This is a genomic window from Bradyrhizobium sp. CB82 (assembly GCF_029714405.1).
Classification (GTDB): domain Bacteria; phylum Pseudomonadota; class Alphaproteobacteria; order Rhizobiales; family Xanthobacteraceae; genus Bradyrhizobium.
Window position 1 is genome coordinate 8,362,358 of the sequence record NZ_CP121650.1, and the last position, 17,977, is coordinate 8,380,334.

Here is a 17,977-nt window from a genome sequence, read left to right on the forward strand (position 1 = left end):
ACTACTTACTGACGAGCCCGAAGATAAGCTCGGCAAGCGGCTTTTCATCGCTACCGAAGCTTTCGATCATGGCGCCCATCACCGCTTCCGGATCAAGACGCTCGATGTCGAGAGGGTGACCGGTAGTATCGGCGAGCAGCGTCAGGAAGGTGAGCTTTGTGCGACCGTTCCCCTCGCGAAAGGGATGGATCGCATTCAGCTCAGCCAGGAAGTGTGCGGCCTTTGCCGCAAAGTCTTTGGCCATGGTGCCTTATGCTTTTGCGTGGCCAGGGAGCCGAACAGCTTCGACAGCTCGCGGTCGATGCTCTCCAAACGGCAGAACATGCTGCCTCCCTTCGATATCCGGACTTTGCGGATTATTCCCGCTCAGACAAGGACATCTTGGAAGAGGTGCTTGTCGATGGGCTTGCAGTGCGCGTAGCCTAACCTGCCGGAAGGCTACGGCTCCTTGACCCGCTGAGTCGTGATTTCGGCCTCGAAGGCGTCCAGCTCGGTTTGCTTCCTGAGGTTCAGTTTGTTCTTGAGGACCGTCGTGCCCGGATAGCAGTACGGGACTTCAACGGCGTCGTACATCGAAGGGGCGAGCTCTTCTTGTAGGCCTTGATGATTTGCCGGCGCCGCTCAGCTACCGACAGCCCATCGCGGTCAAACTAGGCAACCCGCTTCGTCATGGCGCAAGGCTTGATGCCTCCCACGGCGCTGATCTTCGCGAAACGCTCCCGGCAGATGACCGGGTTGGCAGCTTATTGGCAGCGGACGTATGAGCACATCCTACCACGAACAGAGGTATTTTGCACTCTGCGACCGTTGAGGGTGCAAAATCTGCCGTCGATGGCCTTGCTAGAATAGCGCGTTTCAACGAGTGCGTAAGTATTTGGTCGTCTGGCCGGGCGCCGATTGGAATGAGGCAGACCGCCGTCGCGTGTGCCTTGTTGTTGACTCCCAAGGGTGCGTCCCGTCCGAGTAGATCGGGCGGGGCGCTGGCGAGCGAGGCTTACTCGCCCGTGTGGCCCCGAACCCGGCCTACGAGACCTTGGAGGAATGACGCTGGTCTGGCGTTCGATCAGGGGTATCAATCGTTACACAACCGCTCGCCGCGCGCGACACGCAGGTGCAGACTTTGCTGTTCATCGCTCGCTCTTCACCGCTGAAGAACACATCACGATGATCGACCTCAGCCGACGCCTCCAGGATCGGCAGCACGCAAAGACCGCATTCTCCGCGTCGACAGCCGAAGATCATGTCGACACCGGCATCTTCAAGCGCCTCCAGCATGGAGCGATGAGCAGGGACGTCGATTTCCAGGCTTAATCGGGGAATCCTGATCTTGAATGGGGCGTCTGCGAAGCCACCGGTATTGCCAAACGTCTCGTAGCGGAGGTGCGCCGTGGGCCTGCCCGCCTGGCTCCAAAGCTGTTTGGCCGTCTCCAACATGCCGAACGGGCCACACACGTAGAGCTCACCACGCGTGTCAAGTTGGGCGATCTCGCTGCCGATGTCGATCCGCTGTCCCTCCTCCCCGACGAAAAGCTGAAGCCGCTCGCCGACGTAAGTGGTCAGCTCGTCGGCAAGCGCGAGGTCGCGACGGCTACGTGCGGCATAGAGCAAGCGAAAATTCGCGTTAGCTTGATTCAGTGCCAGCGCCATCGTGTAGATCGGCGTGATGCCGATGCCGCCGGCCAGCAGCAGGTAGTCGGGCCGACCGTAGCTTAGTTCGAAACTGTTTCTCGGCTCGAAAATCATGAGTCGTTCGCCCACCTTGAGGCGCCACATGCCCGCAGATCCGCCCCGGCTCGATGCGAGCCGCTTGACGGCGATGCGATACAGTCCGTCGGTACAAGGTCCCAGCAATGAATAGCTGCGAAGCTGCGGCCGCCCATCAGTCGGCACAAGAACGTCGATGTGACTGCCAGGCGTTACGTTAACCAATGGACGGTCCGGCTCGATCTCGAAGAGACGGACGTCAGGAGTGAGATCGCGAGTGGCGCGAAGGCGTGCGCTAATCCGCTCCATCGGCTTGGCCATGACTTTTCACTCACTCGGCCGCAACGTTCGCGCTTACGGGGGCCTGCTCATCGGCCAGCATTCGGTCGATCAACCGCCGTGCCCAGAGCGCGCCCGCGTCGATGTTGAGATCGTAAAAAGGCGAACGCGGGTTGTTGGCGATGGCGGCCTGCTGCGCCTCCAACACTCGGTGATCCTGATCGTAGACGCCTGCCCCACCATTGACATGGGCGCGCTGGAGTTCGCTCGTCAGCTGTGCGTCTTCCTTCCGATAATTTCGGACAAAATTCCAGAAATAGTGGCAGGTCGTCTCAGTTTCCGGGGAGATCGCTGCCAAGAATGCGCCGCTGACGCCTTGCGAGCGGTCGCCTTGCGGCGCGCCTGTATGTGTCAATGCCACGCCTACGTCACCGACGACCACCGATGGCGCCTGGAACGTCACGATCTGCCAGCGATCGACCCGGCCAGGCCGTGCGAGCTGGCGGCCCCAGAACGGGGGTGGCTCGATATCGATCATCCAACGCGTCATCGTCGCCGTATTGCCCGTGTGGGTCACCTCGAAGGGCGCAGCCGTGATCGCCTCGTCGCCAATGCTGCCGGCGTGCACATAGGTCTCGTGCGTAAGGTCCATCAGGTTATCGATCACCAGGCGATAGTCGCATTTAAGCTGATAGAAGGTGCCGCCCTCGCCGACCCATTGCTTACCGTCGTTCCAGTGAAAATCCGGAATTTTGGCAGGGTCGGCCAGCGCCGGATCGCCGGGCCATAGCCAGACCAGACGATGCCGCTCCGCCACCGGATAGGCGCGCACGCAGGCAGACGGATTGATCGTTTTCTGCGCGGGCATGTAAGAGCAGCGGCCGGCCGAATTGAAGACCAGCCCGTGATAGCCACACCTGACGTCGTCGCCCTTAAGGTGCCCGAGCGATAAGGGCAGCAGTCGGTGCCAACAGGCATCCTCAAGCGCCGCGACGGCGCCATCAAGACGGCGGTAGAGCACGACGTTCTTGCCGCAAATGGTGCGGGCGGATAGCTCGCGGGCGATCTCGTGGGACCAGGCCGTCGCATACCAGGCATTGAGCGGAAAGGGTTTGGGTGCGTTCATGGGCGCAGCTATCTCCATGTTTTGGTCGATGGTCGCGGGCTTGCCGTCTTAACTCCCATTTTCGAGCAGATTGCGTTGGCAATGGTTATGAGACAATCGGACAGAGTTGATATCCCTTATCTACTCTTTCGATATGGTGGTTTGGTTTCCGCACGGAGGATCGTAAGAAGATGGCAAAGGATCGGGATCCGCTCGCGATTGATCTTGCCGCGATCCGTACCTTGCGGCTGGTGTCGGAACTCGGCTCGTTTTCGAAGGCCGCCGAAGCACTCGGTACGAACCAATCGACAATCAGCTATACCATGGACCGTCTGCGCGCAGCGTTCCACGACAAGCTGTTCGTGCGCCAGCACGGCGGCATCGCGCCAACGCCTCGCTGCATCGAGATTGTTGAGTGTGCAAGCCGCCTGCTTGAGGGCTTCGAGGGGCTGATGCAGCCAGCGGATTTCAATCCCGCAAGCGCGTCAGGGCGGGTCACGATCGCCTGCAATTATTACGAACGCTCGATCATTCTGCCGCGCACCATCGCCGAGATCAGGCGCCAAGCGCCGCGCCTGCTGCTGGAGGTCAAGACAGCGCGCGCCAAAGGCATTACGTTTCTCAAACGCGGCGAAGCCGATCTTCTCATTGGCCCCTACGAGGTGCAGGAGGACAGCTTCTATCATCGCCATCTGCTGGATGACCACTATGTGTGCGTTATGCACCGCAATCATCTGCTGGCGAGCAGGAAGTTGCGCGTCGACGACTATATCAAGGCGAACCACGCCGTCGTCAGCTATGGAGGTACCTGGCGCTCAGGCTATCTTAGAGGGCTCGATGAACGCGGCCTGTCGCTCAACCAAGTGGTCACGGTACCGAGCATCTCTGATCTCGCCCACATTCTTCCCGGCACGGATCTGGTCTCGACGGTGCCAAGCCGCATCGCCTCGAACATCGCCAAATCCGTCGTAGCAACGTCGTGTCCGTTCCCCGAACCGTTTCAAGTCGGCATGACCTGGACGTCCCGGACGCATCATTCCGCCGCCCACCGGTGGCTGAGGCAACTCATGGCCCGAATTGCCGGCACTTTGCCCTACAAGGCGGCTCTCGCAGCGGCCGCCGGGCGCAGTCGCGGCAGCATCAATGCCGGAGTTTGACTCTCCGGGCCTATCGGCATGCGACTGTCTCCTTCTCCCGGATTCGTACCGATTTCCTCACTTTTACTGCAGCACAAGTCTCCTCGTTCCACTTTTCGCCTGTCGGCTCAGAAAAAGCGTCCCGCCCGATGAGATCGGGCGGGGCGCTGGCGGAGCGAGGGTTACTCGCCGGACTTGCGCGGCCGTGACCAGAGGAGGGTGTAGCCTTCGCCGGCTTCATCGTCGAACAGGTTGGCGTAGATGGGCGCGTTGAACGAAGGGTCATCGAGCTTGAGCGAGAGGTAGTCGCGACCTTCCTCGGACCGCTTGGACCAGGCTGCCCCGATTTCCGCCCGGCCCACATAGACGCGGTGGCTGGGAGCGTTCTCGTTTGAGCGGTTGGCCTCGGGGACGATGCGCACGCCCCTGGCCTGCAGACTCAGCGTGACGATCTCACCCTGGAAATCGTTTCCGACCTTTTTGAAAGAACCGATGCTAGCCATGTCACTTCTCCTTGAGGTTGTTTCGAGCCCCGCGACCACCGCGGCCTCACATGAGGAGCCACTCGTCAAGGCGCTATGCACGCTGCGAAGTGGCGAGGAAGAAATCTGGGCGCCCCGCCGGGAAGCGGAGCGCCCTTGGTCGGTCATCGCGACCAGATGAGCTTGTGCTCGCCGTTGTCGCCCTGGACGAGGGAGGCGTAGACCGGCGCGGTGAAGGACGGATCGTCGAGTTTGAGCGAGAGGTACTCGGCACCCGAGTCCTTCGCCGCCTTGCTCCAGGCGGCGCCGAGTTCGACGCCATTGGCGGTGACGCGGAAGTCGGGAGCGCGTTCGTTCTCCTTAGCGGCGGGCTTAATGGTCGCCTTGATGTTGATGTTGAGAGTGCGGATCGTGCCGACGAAGGAGCCGTCTTCGCTGCGGGTGAAGGTGCCGATCTGAGCCATGGTCGTATCTCCTGAGAGTTGTCCGAAGCCGCCCGATGCGGCCTCGATGGCGGGCAAGAAGCGACGGACCGGACGTCTGCATCCGAAGGACCGCAGCGTCAGCGGAGGACGGCGGTAGCCGAGCTTCTTGCTGCGCGAGGAATGCGGCACAGCCGCAGGGGAAGAAGGTCGGCGAAGCCGTTGCAGGCCAAGACCGGGCCGACGCTAGACCCGCCGAAATGAGAGGCCGTATCGGGGCTTCGCCGGCATCATCAGCAGAGAACGACGCTCGCGATCGGCGCCTCTTCAGCGCGTTCTTCGCTACCCGTACTGGCTGTTTCCGCTCTTGAACCAAGGTCTGAACCCATTTCCTGATCCGCGCTTATGCACGTATCAACCTCACATCCGGTCGCCGCACGTGCGGCCGCACCATAATCCCGCCTTCGGCGGCAAGGGTTCAGGAGGACGAGACCATTCTCGATGACGGCGCTTCAGCCAAGCCGCGGTGCGGTCGTCCACCTGGTTCCGGCAGGCTGATTAGGCCCTGGCCGAATTGCGATCTGGTGATGTCGTCATGGACGGACGACCGCTCCCTCTATCACAACGCCCGCGCTGACGTATTTCCACAGAGCTACGATCAGCTTGCGCGCCAGCGCCGTGATCATCACCTTCTTGAAGCGGCCACCATTTTGGGCGACACGCCGGTTGAACCAGCGACTGAGCGTCGAACCCGGCTGATGGCGTAGCCAGAGCCAGGCCATTTCCAACAGTGTTGAGCGCAAACGTCGATTTCCGGATTTTCCGATCCCCTGTTCTCGGTCGATCGATCCGCTTTGCCAGGGCGTCGGCGCGAGGCCGGCATAGGCCGCCACCTGTCTTCGATTGTCGAAGTGCCGGAACAGTCCTTCGCCCCAGAGCACTGCGGCAAACTCAGGTCCGACGCCGACGACCTTTGATAGCAAACCAACCTCGCGGGCTGATTGCCGTTCTTCCTCAAGCAAGGCGTTCCGTTCGGCTTCGACGGCCTTGAGTTGGTCCAGCAGCACTTCCAGCCGATCGAGTTCACGCAGTATCTGGCGCTTCATGTGATCAGGAAGCGTGTGTCCATCACCCGTCTGCAATTTCTCGAGCAGCTCTCGGCGATCGCGCCGCAGTGGATCGTAGCCAATGATCCCTTGCGAAAAGAGAAGTCCCTTGATCCGGTTGCTGTGCCGGATGCGCTCCTCCATCAGCACCTTGCGCTCCCGCACGATGCGGCGGCGATCTTCCTCAACTGGTGACGGTACCCGTAGCATGGAGCAGACGCGAGGTTCGCCGCGCTTGAAAGCCAGCAAGGATCGGATGAGGGTCTCTCCATCCAACCGATCGGTCTTCACGCGGCGCATACGCCGCGACGTGGCGATCGAGGCCGCATCAACGACATGGCTTTCGTAGCCTTCCGTCTCTAGAACACGGTGCATCCAGAAGCCGTCTAGCCCTGCTTCCTGAATGACAATGACCGGGTAAGACCGGCCCGTACGTCTAAGAGCCTTCTGTCTCAGGCCGACGAGTCGCTCGAGGAGTCCGGCAACGTCACCGCCCGTGACCGTGTGGCGGGACAGTTTCTCGCCAGCTCCTGGTGACAAAGACGTGATCAGCCAAGTTTTCCGACTCAACTCCACTGAAACAAAGATCGCGTTGATCTCTTTGTGCGTTGCCTGGCTCGGATGTTCATTGTGAGTCATGTTGCTCTTCCTTGTTCGACGGCCACAACATCCACATCAAAACACGTCGCCGCCATTGATCATAGGATCTCGATGGCGATCTGAGGGCCGAAGACGATCGGCGACGCACCCGCTTTTTCTCGCGGGCCGGAGCGTTAAGCGGAGGACGCCGACGGGGAGACTTTCTTGTCTCGCGAGGAATGGGCGTTAGCCCAGGGGAAGAAAGTCTCAACCGGCGGCGTTGCGGCACAGACGATCGAGGCGCAGCCGGTCTTCGGCCAGATCAAGCCAACGAGGCGAGGTGCGTCCGAGCGCTGAACGCAGACTTAAGCGGAAGACGTGGCAGAGCTCGACTTGCAACGCAAAAAGGCGACCGGAGTGTACTCGTCGATCTCCCAATGTAAGATCGAAGGCGGCCCCTCCTTGTCATAATGAGGATTGCCGACGCTGAGCAGGCGCGGATCAAGATCGCCTGCTTGGTCCAATTGCCGTTCGGCCGTCTCAGCGCATCGGCTGTGCCTGCCAAGGCTTCGTCGACCTTCTCGTACTCCGCGAGAGCGGCGAATATGGGATCGGGTTCGACAACTCGCGCCAGCTCCGCCAACGCATCTGCGCACTCCGAGTGACGAGCTCGCCGCGAATCATCCCCACGAATGCGGGTCTGCGGACGTTTCGTCGGAAGACGTCCAGGAACCACGCCGCTCCGCGCTCACCCACTCTCCAGCCGTCACGGACGTGCTTTGCGCGGAGAACTTCCACGAATTGCTCAGCCCAATCTAAGGCCGGTGACCACGCCGAAGGAAAGCAATCGCCAGAGGCTATTCCTCAAGCGCTGCGTCGGTCAGAGCCGGTTGAGGCAGAATTTGTCATGGCTGGCTCTCCACCTGGCCCGATAACGAAAGTGACCTGCATCCAAGCCTTCCCCGCGATGATTGTCGCGCCGACATACGCGAAGGCCTCGCACCAGAACGGCGACGACACGCTGATCCGCGATAACGCGAGCATCAAATGGAAACCAGCAATTCCTGCCGGAAAAGCAAAAACCGCCCCAATCACGCCGCGCACAGTGATCAGCCGTGTCATGGAATGGGCGAATTGAGCAACGGCAAGCGTCAACGCAGCACTGACGATGGCGACGGTGAGCGCAGCAATGATCCCGCTGCCGTGATCCAATGCCATTGCAGCGGCGCTGACGGCAACAAAAAACGGGAGGGCGTATACTGCCAGAGTAACGGTCAGCCAGAACAGCAGACCGAGCCCAACGAGATTAAGGGCAAGTCCAAGGGCAAGCACGGTGGTGGTCCCGCTTAAAAGCGTTGCGACTGCGCCTTCCACCACCACCACGGCACACTTTGGTGTATAGAACCAAAAAATGATGAAATCGAGACGCAACTCTGCCTTAAATGGGAAATCCGATTCCCTGCCAGCCGGCGAAAGGCTGTTCGTCGACTATGCCGGCGATGGCGCGCCGGTGGTGGTCGACCGCCTCACCGGTGAGCGCAGAACGGCGCAGATCTTCGTCGCCGTGCTCGGCGCATCGAGCTTCACCTACGCGCGGGCAACGTGGACGCAGAGGCTCGCCGACTGGATCAGCGCCCATGTTGGCGCCTTCGCGGCGATCGACGGCGTGCCAGCGCTGCTGGTGCCCGACAACACCAAGGTCGCGGTCATCAAGGCGAGCCTCTACGACCCGCAGATCAATCATACCTATGCGGAGATGGCGGCGCATTACGGCACCGCCATCTGCCGGCGCGGCCGCGCAAGGCCAAGGTCGAGCAGGCCGTCCTCATGGTCGAGCGCTGGCTGCTTGGCCACCTGCATCATCGGTACTTCGGCAGGGCTGAGGCGATCCTCGCGAAACGAAAACGCATCAAGCGCGGCACCATCGCAAAACGCCGCTTGCAGCATCAACTGCAGGCTGCTTAAACTCTAACTTAGATGAGCCAGAGCCTCTCTTCGCGAAAAGCCTAATCAGTCTCAAATTATCCGACGTCGGACAGGCCGCCAACTGCGTCGTTCAACAAGGACCTACAGAATGCAGGCGTGAGCTTGCCGCGGTGGATCACGACGTTTTCGTGCCCCATCGCGGCTCGCGCGCTCTGCCAGTGCCGATTGTAGCCGCGCTGTTCATTGGATTTCACATGGCAAGCGGCAAAGTCGGCGTCAGCCGCCGTCGCCAACTGCCACCCATGTACCGGCCGCTTGGTATGGATGTGCACCCACATCGGATTTGCCGCCGCACCGTTGCGCAGAGCCTTGGGCCGCAGCTTAGTCTCGAACAGCGTCCCCGGATCGCCGCTCAACGCGCGCGGTGGATCCGGAGGCTCCAACTCCCCGGCCGCCCGCAACCGTTCAAGGTATTTCTGCGAGGGAAAGCCGTAACTCTTCATGCAATCGATCATGATCGCGGCTCTTTGCCTCTTCAATGAGTTGGCCTGTCCCTGCACCTCGGAATACATCGCCTTGAGCCGGACTATCTTGTCGTGCACTTCGGGTACTTGCGCGGGCGTGAGCAAGCCACTTCGACGAGGCTCCTCCAGCGCGGCTACACAGGCCTCGATCTCGGCGGCCTGTCTTTGGAGGCGCTCGACGACGATATTTAGGACGTGGTCGGCGTCCTCGGGTTTCATCTGACGCGCTTGCGAGACGGCGCTTTGCTGAGCGGGCAGATCGAACTGCAAAAGTTCGTCCAATCGCTTGAACAGCCCCGTCAGCGCTTCTCTGGAGGGCGGAGCCTGCCACATCGTCAGGTTTCCGCTCGCCGACGATGACGCCCTCGCGCGCGCCTCCTCCGCGCTCGTGAGTTTCTTTGTACCCAGATCCGAGAGGACGATAACCTTGCGTGTTGGGCCCGTGCCAGCGTCGGAGCCGGCGAGTTGCGGCTCAGCGCTCCCAGCTGTCGAACTCCCCTCGCCTGCGGCCGTTGCGCGCCTGCCTTTGCCCTTCCTGCGCGCTGCAGTGCCTTCGCCCACCCCGGCAGTATGTTCCGGCAGCGCAGCCCAAGACGGCGGTTCAATCGTGGCTGGTGTCTTTGGCTGAACTGCCAGCAGCCGCGTGACTTCGTCCGCTGTAAGCCAAGCGCCTTCCACGATCTGGTCCAGCAATTTTAAGGGAAGATCGGCTGTCGCTCCGGCGTCAGTCAGGCTGGAGATCATGCCGCTCACTCCTGACGCAAATTCCGAAAGCCGCTCCATGACACCTTCGAGAACGTCGCGGTGCTCAGCGTCAAGCGCCGCTCCCTTGCCCATCATTACAGCGTCGGCCGTCGAGTCGAACGCCGGAACAACATCCTCCATGAAGGTCCTGAGCAGACGCACGCGCCCGTTTCCATCGATAAGGGCGTCCCGCACAGCTGGTCCCAACCTGCTCGCTAGCGAGAGCTGGGCGAGAGTTATCTGCGACTCCAAATACTTGTACTTCATATTGAGTGCATAGCCGGTATGCAGTCGGAGCGCGGCCTCTTCCGACTTCCGCATCTCGGGCGTGCAGCTTGGTAGGTCGGCAGTAGCCGCGCAGACAGACTGCATCCGTTCCGAGCGCAATGCTCTTTTTCCCCACCACTCCATGCACTGCACATAGTAGGGCTCAAGGCCTGAAATCGCGCGGTTCCGCTGGTCAGGCGAAGCGGTGCGCATGATCCTGCCGACCAGGTCTGCTGCTTTCTGTCTGCTCTTGTCCAGGCCTTCAAAAATAGTACCGGCCACGGCGTTACATTCGTCGGCCGCGGCCAGCGTCTCATCGCGGAGCTGGCGAGCCCGATCGTCGGGCAGAATGCGCCGAGCCAAACCTCGGCGCAGAGCAGCGTAGTAGTCTAGAACTGCTGAGCCCGCCTTGACGACTTGATCGATCAGCTCTTGCCTCTCGGACAAGGTCCGGCCGCGCGTGGCTGCCCTACGGCAAGTATTAAGGTCCTCAAGCAGACTGCCCAACGTTCGCTTGGCTGCCTTAATCTCATCTTGTGTTGGCGCCGCCACATCCGAAGTTGGTTGCCGGTTCACGAGCGGCGCGGTTCTATCTTGAGGCCCGGAGCGCATCCGCTCCACGACGGCGTCGAAAGATTGACTGCGTTCCCCAGGGACGAGGCCGAACTCCAGGCTCGAACTGCTCGATACGCCAGTGCTGTCGGCTCCTGCAGCTCCAACGTGCGATTTGCCAGGTCGGCCGATGCCCGTCATATTTTATCTCCGATAGAAGAGTCGAGAATGCGCAGCCTTCCTGGCTAGACCGCTTCGCTGACGAGTAGCTGACCAAGAGCGTTTTTCCCGATGCACAAGCCCATGTTGCCTGGGGTCCACTTTCATCGCAGCTGCTGTACTGGGAAGACAGCGATGCCGGGATGACCGCCTCAGCTGCGGGATCATCACCTGCAGTACATGACCGCAGTCTGAAGCGCGAAATTTTCGCGAGCGCGCTGGGGGCAGCACCCCGCCACTCGATCGCCTTGCATTGGGGGTTCATTTTCCTCCGTAAATTGCCCGCGATCGGCGCATCAATGGGCGCGCGGACGTTTCGGGCGAAAATCCGCATCCGGGGCATCGCGCATAATCTAGTGTCCTACACCAGAAGTTCATGGCGTTTTGGGCCTTGGCTGACACATTGTGCGCAGAAGCGTTCGATGGAGCTGAGAATGTCGTCGGCTGATTTGGTCTATCGGAATGGGCTGGGGTCGGCGTTGTGCTGTTCGATGAAGGACGTGATCTCAGTACATAGCTCCGCCACGCTGCGGTAGATGCCGCGCCTGATTTTGCGCTCGGTGATGACGGCAACGAAACGTTCGACCTGATTGAGCCAGGATGAGCTGGTTGGCGTCAGATGGACGTGCCAGCGCGGTCTCTTGGCCAGCACGGATCAGCGGCGTCTTATGGGTTGTGTAATTGTCCATGACGAGATGAACGTCCAGATCGTCCGGCACGGCGACTTCGATCTCATCAAGAAACTTGCGGAATTCTGTGGCGCGATGGTGCCCGTAACACTTGCCGATGACCCGGCCGGTTGCGATGTCAAGAGCGGCAAATAGCAATGTCGTGCCATGGCGCTTGTAGTCGTGCCTGCGGCGTTCCACCTGACCAGGCCGCATGGGAACGAGGGTTGGCTCCGATCCAGCGCCTGGATCTGCGGCTTTTCGTCGACACACAGCACGATGGCTCGCTCGGGCGGGGCCACGTAGAGGCCGACGACATCGCGAATCTTGGCGACGAAGTCAGGATCGGTCCCGCTTCCTTGCGTCACAAAAGTATGAGGAACCTCATTCGCCAACTCAGTGTGGTTGCACCTCACCTCGGCCGATGAAGTCCAACACCGACTCCGCCCGACTGATCTCACGTGAGATACGCTCCAATATCCGGATCGTAGATGCATGCGTCCGGATGAGACCCGCTCTCTCGCACGCAATGTCCAAGTGATGCATCACCTGTTCGTGGCTGGGAGCGGCCCGATTCTGCAGCGCGCTGATTGTCAATGATGCGAGCATATTGTCGACGACAGTTTCTTCGATCGGAATCAAATTTGATTGCCTCTCCTGATCGTGGGCCCAACTCTGAAATCAATTATCGACGAAAGTGTGTGCACTCCGCGGGTGGACACGTACGTTGCGGAATTGGAGTGCGCAGATCGGCGGATTACAATGTGTTCCGGCGTCCGCGAGCCGAAAAGGCGCCGACATCCCAATGGATTGGGAACGCTCGAGAGTTCAATCGGGAAGGCGAAGAACGATCAGAAATCGTGACACAAAGCTTAATCTTCATCGTTTCTGAGCGCTCGGCACTCTTCTGCATGTCGGGCTAACTTCTCGTATTCCTCGGCCACTTTCAGGAGCCTGTCTCTGGGTCTGCCGGGTACGAGCGCATCCGCCTTGGTCCGCGTTGCTTTCGCTCGATCTCGCCAGAACTGTGGATCATAGATTGGTCTGTATGGCGTCATGTGGAGAGGATGCAATTCGAAGATCAAGATAGTGCGACGGCCGACCTCCGTATCATTACGTAGCTACTCATCAACAAGCTCCCCACAGCGAAGACCAGCGCAGATGCAGGGGCCGCTTCTTTAATGCAGGACGGGCATGAGCCTCGATTTAGATTGCGCGGCATAGACAGTGAGCGACAGCAACCAATCCGCTCGTGAGGCCCCCGCGCGCCTCGTCGCAAGATTTCCTGGCGGAATAAACAGTGCAGGAAATATCACAAATCGACATCTCACTTTGCAAAGCTGACGTACGAGGTTGTGAGGTTAGCTTTGCCCTCGCTGGAACTTGCATGCTGTTGCAACACATGTTGTTGTCGCGAATGCGACCTTCGTCTGACGTCTGAAATCCGCCAAGGTGTTCCGAATACGACATCTGGCAGATTGCTGTTTCGTCTGCGAATCTTTTGGTGGAGAAGAGCATATGCAGTTCAGTGGCAGACGCCTGTCGATCTTATCCTTGCTTTTGGCTGCAGGCGTGAGCACGACCGTCAGGGCCGATGAGACCTCGCCGAAATATACGGAGGTGCTCAATGCCCTGCAGGCCGGCAAGGATGTGAAGGTCATACTAGATCTCAATCGCTGTGCCAGCGCCGATGGGAACAAGACCGGGCCAGCCGTGCAGGGCGGACTGACTATCAACGCCTTCAGGGTGAGCGCCCAGAACGGCATCAGCTTCGCCAATGCGCATCAAACCTTGGACAGCTCAGGACACCCGGTTACGGAATACATCCGCCACAGCCTCAGTCGTGAAGGCAAGCTCACGGTGAGGGCCTCCAAGCTGGCCGCTGGATCGGCGGAAGTCGTGAATCAAGGTGAATTCGTGTGCGAGCTGCCGGACGGAGCGAAGTTCGTCTGGTAATTGGAAGTAGCACCGCGAGTGGCCGAGCTCCCGGCCGCCGGGTTCAGGGAGCAAACGACTGCCCGAAAAGATCGCGGTTGGGACCTCATTGTTGACGGCCCCGCACGGATCTTGAGTAAGACCAATTGGCGCTCGGCTGCTACTTCATGTTTGATGGAAAAGCGCTTTTTTTGCCAGCTACAAGTCTCGAGCGTCAAACGCCAATTGCGTGGCCCTCGAGAGCGGGCATCAGACCACCGCTTTCGGGCCAGGGCTAATGGCACCCAACCACGGCTTTTCGATTCGCCAGCCTGGTCGCGCTTGCACCGTCTTCGCCAGCGCGACAGGCGCATTTGAGGCTGGGTGAACGAGGCGCCGCCCAGTTGGAGTGTCTTACATTGTTGGCAAGGCCAAAAACCTGCTTATAGGCCCATAGATCGCGGCACGAAGAGGCGGGTTGATCGAACAGTTTGCACCGGGGGCGCGCCGCAAGTGGGTGAGCCAACGATCTCGCCTTGTTCTGAGCTGGGGCAGACTTAACATCGGGCAGATGACAATCGTTATCCCTGCTGTTCCTGACAGACACCAACGCATGCCGACAGCCTCTGTCAGCTCAGCCGTGACAGATCGATATCGCCGGAAGACATGAAGAGTGATCTATGTTCCTCATCAGTGCGACATCAGAGGAAATGGCCATTGCAAATGATGGTGTCGCGCAATTCAACTTGCCGCGTCGGCAGTCACCTGCCGCTACTCGGCGAAATCGGGCTACGCGATTAGCCGCCATCGTTCGCGGTACTGTAAATTTCTAAACCTTACGTTGTGTTAGATTTGCATTTCACGTTGACACTGTTAGGTTGAAAGGGGCTGAGGTCAACCTAAGGAAGTGACGTTCGGAATGAAAAAATTATTGCTCATATCGGCGGGCGCGCTCGCGTTCGCTGCGGCGGTGTCCAGTGTCGTCTACGTCGCTAGGCACGCTGCACAATATTTCGACATCAATACATTCGCAGCCGAACCACCCGTTCTCTGCACCGGTGACCCGGAGTGTGTAGATCCCAGCCCGGATCCCGCTGGTATCTGCTCACGTTACCCGGAGGCGTGCCGACGCTAAGGACCTAGTTTACAGATTGCTCGCGAAAATAGCGGTTGCAGTGCCCCGTTTTCGCAAGAGGGTCCTAATGCCTGATCACGCAAGGGCGTCATCTTAGGTGTTCTCTAGGACGACGATATCGACCAAGAAGTTCTAGCCGGGCGCACGATATGGGTGAGGGAAGTCCCTCTGCGAGCACGGCTTGCCGAAGCCCTCCCTCACCCGCTCCAAGTGGCGAAAAGAATTGAGTGGTCAGGGCCAGCCAGTACGTTCTCGGCTGGTTTGATCGCAACAGCACTGACTGCACGAATGCAGGTAAAGCGCACGGCAGTCTCCATCGCCTTGGCGCCGCGCGCGTGTGCAGCGCCTTCTTGTGGGGGCCGACATTTGGGCGAGCGAGGCAGCGCGTTCGCAAGAACAATCTGATTGCAGGGCAAAACCTAATAAAGAAGGAGAAGGATTGGAACAGGCCGGCCGGAAGCAATCGCATTCCAAGGTCATGTTTCTTCCGAAAGAACGCATTCGGCTCCGAGAAGCGCGGCGGGCGCAGCAGGCTATATAAGCTGAGCCTACCCCGCTCGCCGACGCATCAGCCAGCTCACCACTTAAGAGAATCCTTTGATCGAACGACTTGGAGGGACAAGAGCGAGTTTCCAAGAGCCCATTCAACTCCAAGCTTGTTCAATCACGTCGATCGAGCAGGTGCTCGACGCACCATTCCGTAAGACTCAATCTCGGTTGTCGATCACCGTCGGAGCGCGTGGCCTTGTGACTCGGAGGCGTGAGAGCTCCATCTGAGGGCGCTAAGGCTTCGTTTAGTTGGCTCGCTAAGACAGCCGCACCTCTTCGCGTTCACGGCGGCCGATAAAGCGGTCGGCCAATAAAACGGCAGATACACTTTTGGGAATTGATTCGGTTACGCGGGAAAATCGGTCTTCAATCTACCGGCGCCGATGTTGTTATCCGTTCCCCATTCGGAGCCGTAGAAACTACGCGTTTCAGCATGAGCTCGGCGGATCATTGACCGCTAGATCAGACGCCGCACGATTTGCGCCGTCCGCAAGAACAAACGCCAGAGAAACGTTCACTAGACCCCAATAGTTTAGTCGAGGCGGACATTCAAATTTGACACAAGCGCGTCAGCGAATGCGGGATGCAGCGGGCCCGGACCGCTCAGCACCCGGATGCAGCAATGAAAATGCTTGGACATCTATCTTCTTTATGGTGCTGAGACGTCGATTTCAGCGTCAATTAAGACGGCGCTCACGCGCCGTCTTCGCTAAACTTCCAGACCGGGATGCCGAGCTTCTTGGCCTTATCGACGAGGTTGTCCTGGATGCCTGTGCCCGGGAAGTGCATGACTCCGATCGGCATGACCTCCAGCATCGCATCGTTGCGCTTGAATGGTGCGGCCTTTGCATGTTTCGTCCAGTCCGGCTTGAAGGCGATCTGCGGAACATTGCGATTGCTGGCCCATTTTGAACCGATCAACTCGGCCCCTTTCGGCGAGCCGCCGTGCAACAGAACCATCTCAGGGTGTTTTGCGTGGACCTTGTCGAGCCGATCCCAGATGAGCTTGACGTTGTTGAAATCCAGCCCTCCGGTGAGCGCGATCTTGGGCCCACGAGGGAGCATCACTTCGGTTTCGGCCCTGCGCCTGGCAGCGAGAAAGTCTCGGCTGTCGATCATCGCGGCGGTGAGAGTGCGATGATTGACGACTGAACCAGAGCGCGCCCGCCACGGCGAGCCAGTGTGAACTTCGAAACTTTCGGCAGCCTGGTCGCGAAAGAACTCCATGGCGTTGCGACGTTCGATCAGCGTAATGCCTTCGGCGGTAAGCCGTTCGAGCTCGACGGATGCCACTTCCGATCCGTTCTGCTCGCGTTGGCTCCTCTGCTGCGCTTGCTCATTGGTGTCAAGTTCTCGTTCGATGCGTTCGGCAGCGCGATGGAAGAGATTGACGGCAGACCAGAGCAAGTCCTCAAGGTCAGGCTCCAGGCACGTATCGTTCAGGGTCGAGACTAGCGCATCGAAGATGTCGGCGATGGCGCCGGTGATTGCATTGGTTTCGGGAAGGGGCCGAGGATCGGGTTCATCTTGCAAAGGACGAAAGCCAAACAATTGAAGTTCGGCAAGAGTGTGATCGGTCGGGGATGAAGCGTGGTGCGGTTCGAATTGCGGATCGTCGTTTTCGGTCGCCATGGGTGAGGTCCTTTTTCGGATCGGCCGCGCCCACCGCGGCCTTCGTGGCGATCATCCGACGGCGAGCGGCACGGACCAGAACCCAAAGCGAAGCGCAGGGCCGAAGCGAAGCGGAGGATGGCAGAGGTGCGGCTATTTTGTTTCGCGATGCAAAGGCGCGGAACGCGCCGGCGGAAAATAGCCGTGACCTTTGCCATTGCAGGGCCGTGCCGCCTGCCGTCCGATCGCCTCTAGAAGGCCAAGGGGCGGCTCTATCCGCAAGGGTCGACCTCACAGGGCCGGTCATTAAGCTGCCGGCTGTGTTCAACCGGCCTCGATCGCGACCGGGCAGCATTGAGCGCAGGAAAAGGCTAAGCAGCGAATTGAGACGGTCAGATCGGCCGACGCGCGGCGAGCAGTGCAGCTCCCAATCCGCACATGACGGCGCCGGATGCCTTTCGCGTTTTCGCGATGAATGCCGGCCGTTCGGCGAGACCGGCTCTCGCCTTGGACGCCCAATGGGTCACGATGAGATCGATGCTGGTATTGAGAGCGACAGAGATCGTCCCGAGTCCAACGAACTGGACGGCCACGCTTCCGGTCGTGTCGACAAACTGGGGAATGAAGGCGAGAAAGAAGGCGGCCGTCTTAGGGTTGAGCGCCTCCACGACGATACCCTCTCGCAGTGCGCGGCGTGCTCCGGTGGTGCGAATCTCCGCAGGCTCGGCGATGCGCGCCTGGCGCCACATCTTGAGACCGAGCCAGATGAGATAGAAGGCACCCACGATTTTCAGCAAAGCGAAGGCTTCGGCACTCGCCATGATCAGGGCGGAAATGCCGATCGCCCGGCGAGAACGTGCACAAGGCCACCGAGACCTAAACCGACGCTTGACGCCAGCCCTTCGGTTCTCCCGCCAACGAGCGTTCGGGCAACGATGTAGAAGATGCCCGGCCCGGGCGTGATCGCCACGATCATGGCAGCCGCGAGGAACAGTAGGAGGGTTTGCAGATCGAACATCCGATTTCCCGCTTTTCCGGCCGCATCCGGCGCTCCC

The 17,977-nt window shown here is 59.7% G+C and carries 13 protein-coding genes and 2 pseudogenes; 3 read left to right on the forward strand and 12 right to left on the reverse strand.

Features of this window, described 5'->3' with window-relative positions; all coding sequences use genetic code 11:
* Position 1: 1 nt before the first annotated feature.
* The 4 genes from QA640_RS48485 to QA640_RS39820 form a co-directional block, all read right to left on the reverse strand.
* Complete coding sequence (locus QA640_RS48485; protein ID WP_349253678.1) at positions 2–244, reverse strand: Fic family protein; 243 nt, start codon at positions 242–244, stop codon at positions 2–4.
* Positions 245–438: 194 nt separating this feature from the next.
* Complete coding sequence (locus QA640_RS48490) at positions 439–573, reverse strand: hypothetical protein (RefSeq protein ID WP_349253679.1); 135 nt, start codon at positions 571–573, stop codon at positions 439–441.
* Between the two features lie 450 nt (positions 574–1,023).
* Entirely contained in the window at positions 1,024–2,025 is a 1,002-nt protein-coding gene (locus QA640_RS39815) for a PDR/VanB family oxidoreductase (protein ID WP_283038084.1), read from the reverse strand.
* Positions 2,026–2,035: 10 nt separating this feature from the next.
* A complete protein-coding gene (locus QA640_RS39820) occupies positions 2,036–3,109 on the reverse strand; it encodes an aromatic ring-hydroxylating dioxygenase subunit alpha (protein ID WP_283038085.1) in 1,074 nt (357 codons plus the stop codon).
* A gap of 170 nt (positions 3,110–3,279) precedes the next feature.
* On the opposite strand from QA640_RS39820, the gene QA640_RS39825 reads away from it, so the two are divergent.
* On the forward strand, positions 3,280–4,245 hold the full coding sequence (locus QA640_RS39825; protein WP_283038086.1) for a LysR family transcriptional regulator: 966 nt from the start codon (positions 3,280–3,282) through the stop codon (positions 4,243–4,245).
* Between the two features lie 161 nt (positions 4,246–4,406).
* Here QA640_RS39825 and QA640_RS39830 read toward each other — a convergent pair whose 3' ends face one another.
* From QA640_RS39830 to QA640_RS39845, 4 genes are all read right to left on the reverse strand, one after another.
* The gene (locus QA640_RS39830; protein ID WP_283038087.1) at positions 4,407–4,727 is read right to left on the reverse strand and encodes a DUF736 domain-containing protein; all 321 of its coding nucleotides are present in this window, start codon (positions 4,725–4,727) and stop codon (positions 4,407–4,409) included.
* A 143-nt stretch (positions 4,728–4,870) separates the two neighbouring features.
* Positions 4,871–5,170 carry a DUF736 domain-containing protein gene (locus tag QA640_RS39835; RefSeq protein ID WP_283038088.1) on the reverse strand — a complete coding sequence of 100 codons (300 nt, stop codon included), beginning with the start codon at positions 5,168–5,170 and terminating at the stop codon, positions 4,871–4,873.
* A 551-nt stretch (positions 5,171–5,721) separates the two neighbouring features.
* Positions 5,722–6,873 carry an IS110 family transposase gene (locus QA640_RS39840; RefSeq protein WP_283038089.1) on the reverse strand — a complete coding sequence of 384 codons (1,152 nt, stop codon included), beginning with the start codon at positions 6,871–6,873 and terminating at the stop codon, positions 5,722–5,724.
* Between the two features lie 804 nt (positions 6,874–7,677).
* Entirely contained in the window at positions 7,678–8,244 is a 567-nt protein-coding gene (locus QA640_RS39845; protein ID WP_283038090.1) for a hypothetical protein, read from the reverse strand.
* Between QA640_RS39845 and QA640_RS39850 the strand changes: the two genes are divergently transcribed.
* A complete protein-coding gene (locus QA640_RS39850) occupies positions 8,225–8,785 on the forward strand; it encodes a hypothetical protein (protein ID WP_283043136.1) in 561 nt (186 codons plus the stop codon). The genes QA640_RS39845 and QA640_RS39850 overlap by 20 nt on opposite strands.
* A gap of 49 nt (positions 8,786–8,834) precedes the next feature.
* Here the strand turns inward: QA640_RS39850 and QA640_RS39855 are convergent, their stop codons facing one another.
* Both QA640_RS39855 and QA640_RS39860 read right to left on the reverse strand, forming a co-directional pair.
* A complete protein-coding gene (locus tag QA640_RS39855; protein ID WP_283038091.1) occupies positions 8,835–11,027 on the reverse strand; it encodes a hypothetical protein in 2,193 nt (730 codons plus the stop codon).
* A gap of 472 nt (positions 11,028–11,499) precedes the next feature.
* Positions 11,500–12,063 (reverse strand): annotated as a pseudogene (locus QA640_RS39860) (IS630 family transposase); the annotation flags it as partial.
* Positions 12,064–13,231: 1,168 nt separating this feature from the next.
* Here QA640_RS39860 and QA640_RS39865 point away from each other — a divergent pair.
* Positions 13,232–13,669, forward strand: a complete 438-nt coding sequence (locus QA640_RS39865) for a VirK family protein (RefSeq protein ID WP_283038092.1) — start codon at positions 13,232–13,234, stop codon at positions 13,667–13,669.
* A 2,335-nt stretch (positions 13,670–16,004) separates the two neighbouring features.
* Here the strand turns inward: QA640_RS39865 and QA640_RS39870 are convergent.
* Together QA640_RS39870 and QA640_RS39875 are read right to left on the reverse strand one after the other, a co-directional pair.
* Positions 16,005–16,943 (reverse strand): DUF2493 domain-containing protein, encoded by a 939-nt coding sequence (locus QA640_RS39870; RefSeq protein ID WP_283038093.1) that lies wholly within the window; start codon positions 16,941–16,943, stop codon positions 16,005–16,007.
* Between the two features lie 371 nt (positions 16,944–17,314).
* Positions 17,315–17,940, reverse strand: a pseudogene (locus QA640_RS39875) (LysE family translocator).
* Positions 17,941–17,977: the final 37 nt, after the last annotated feature.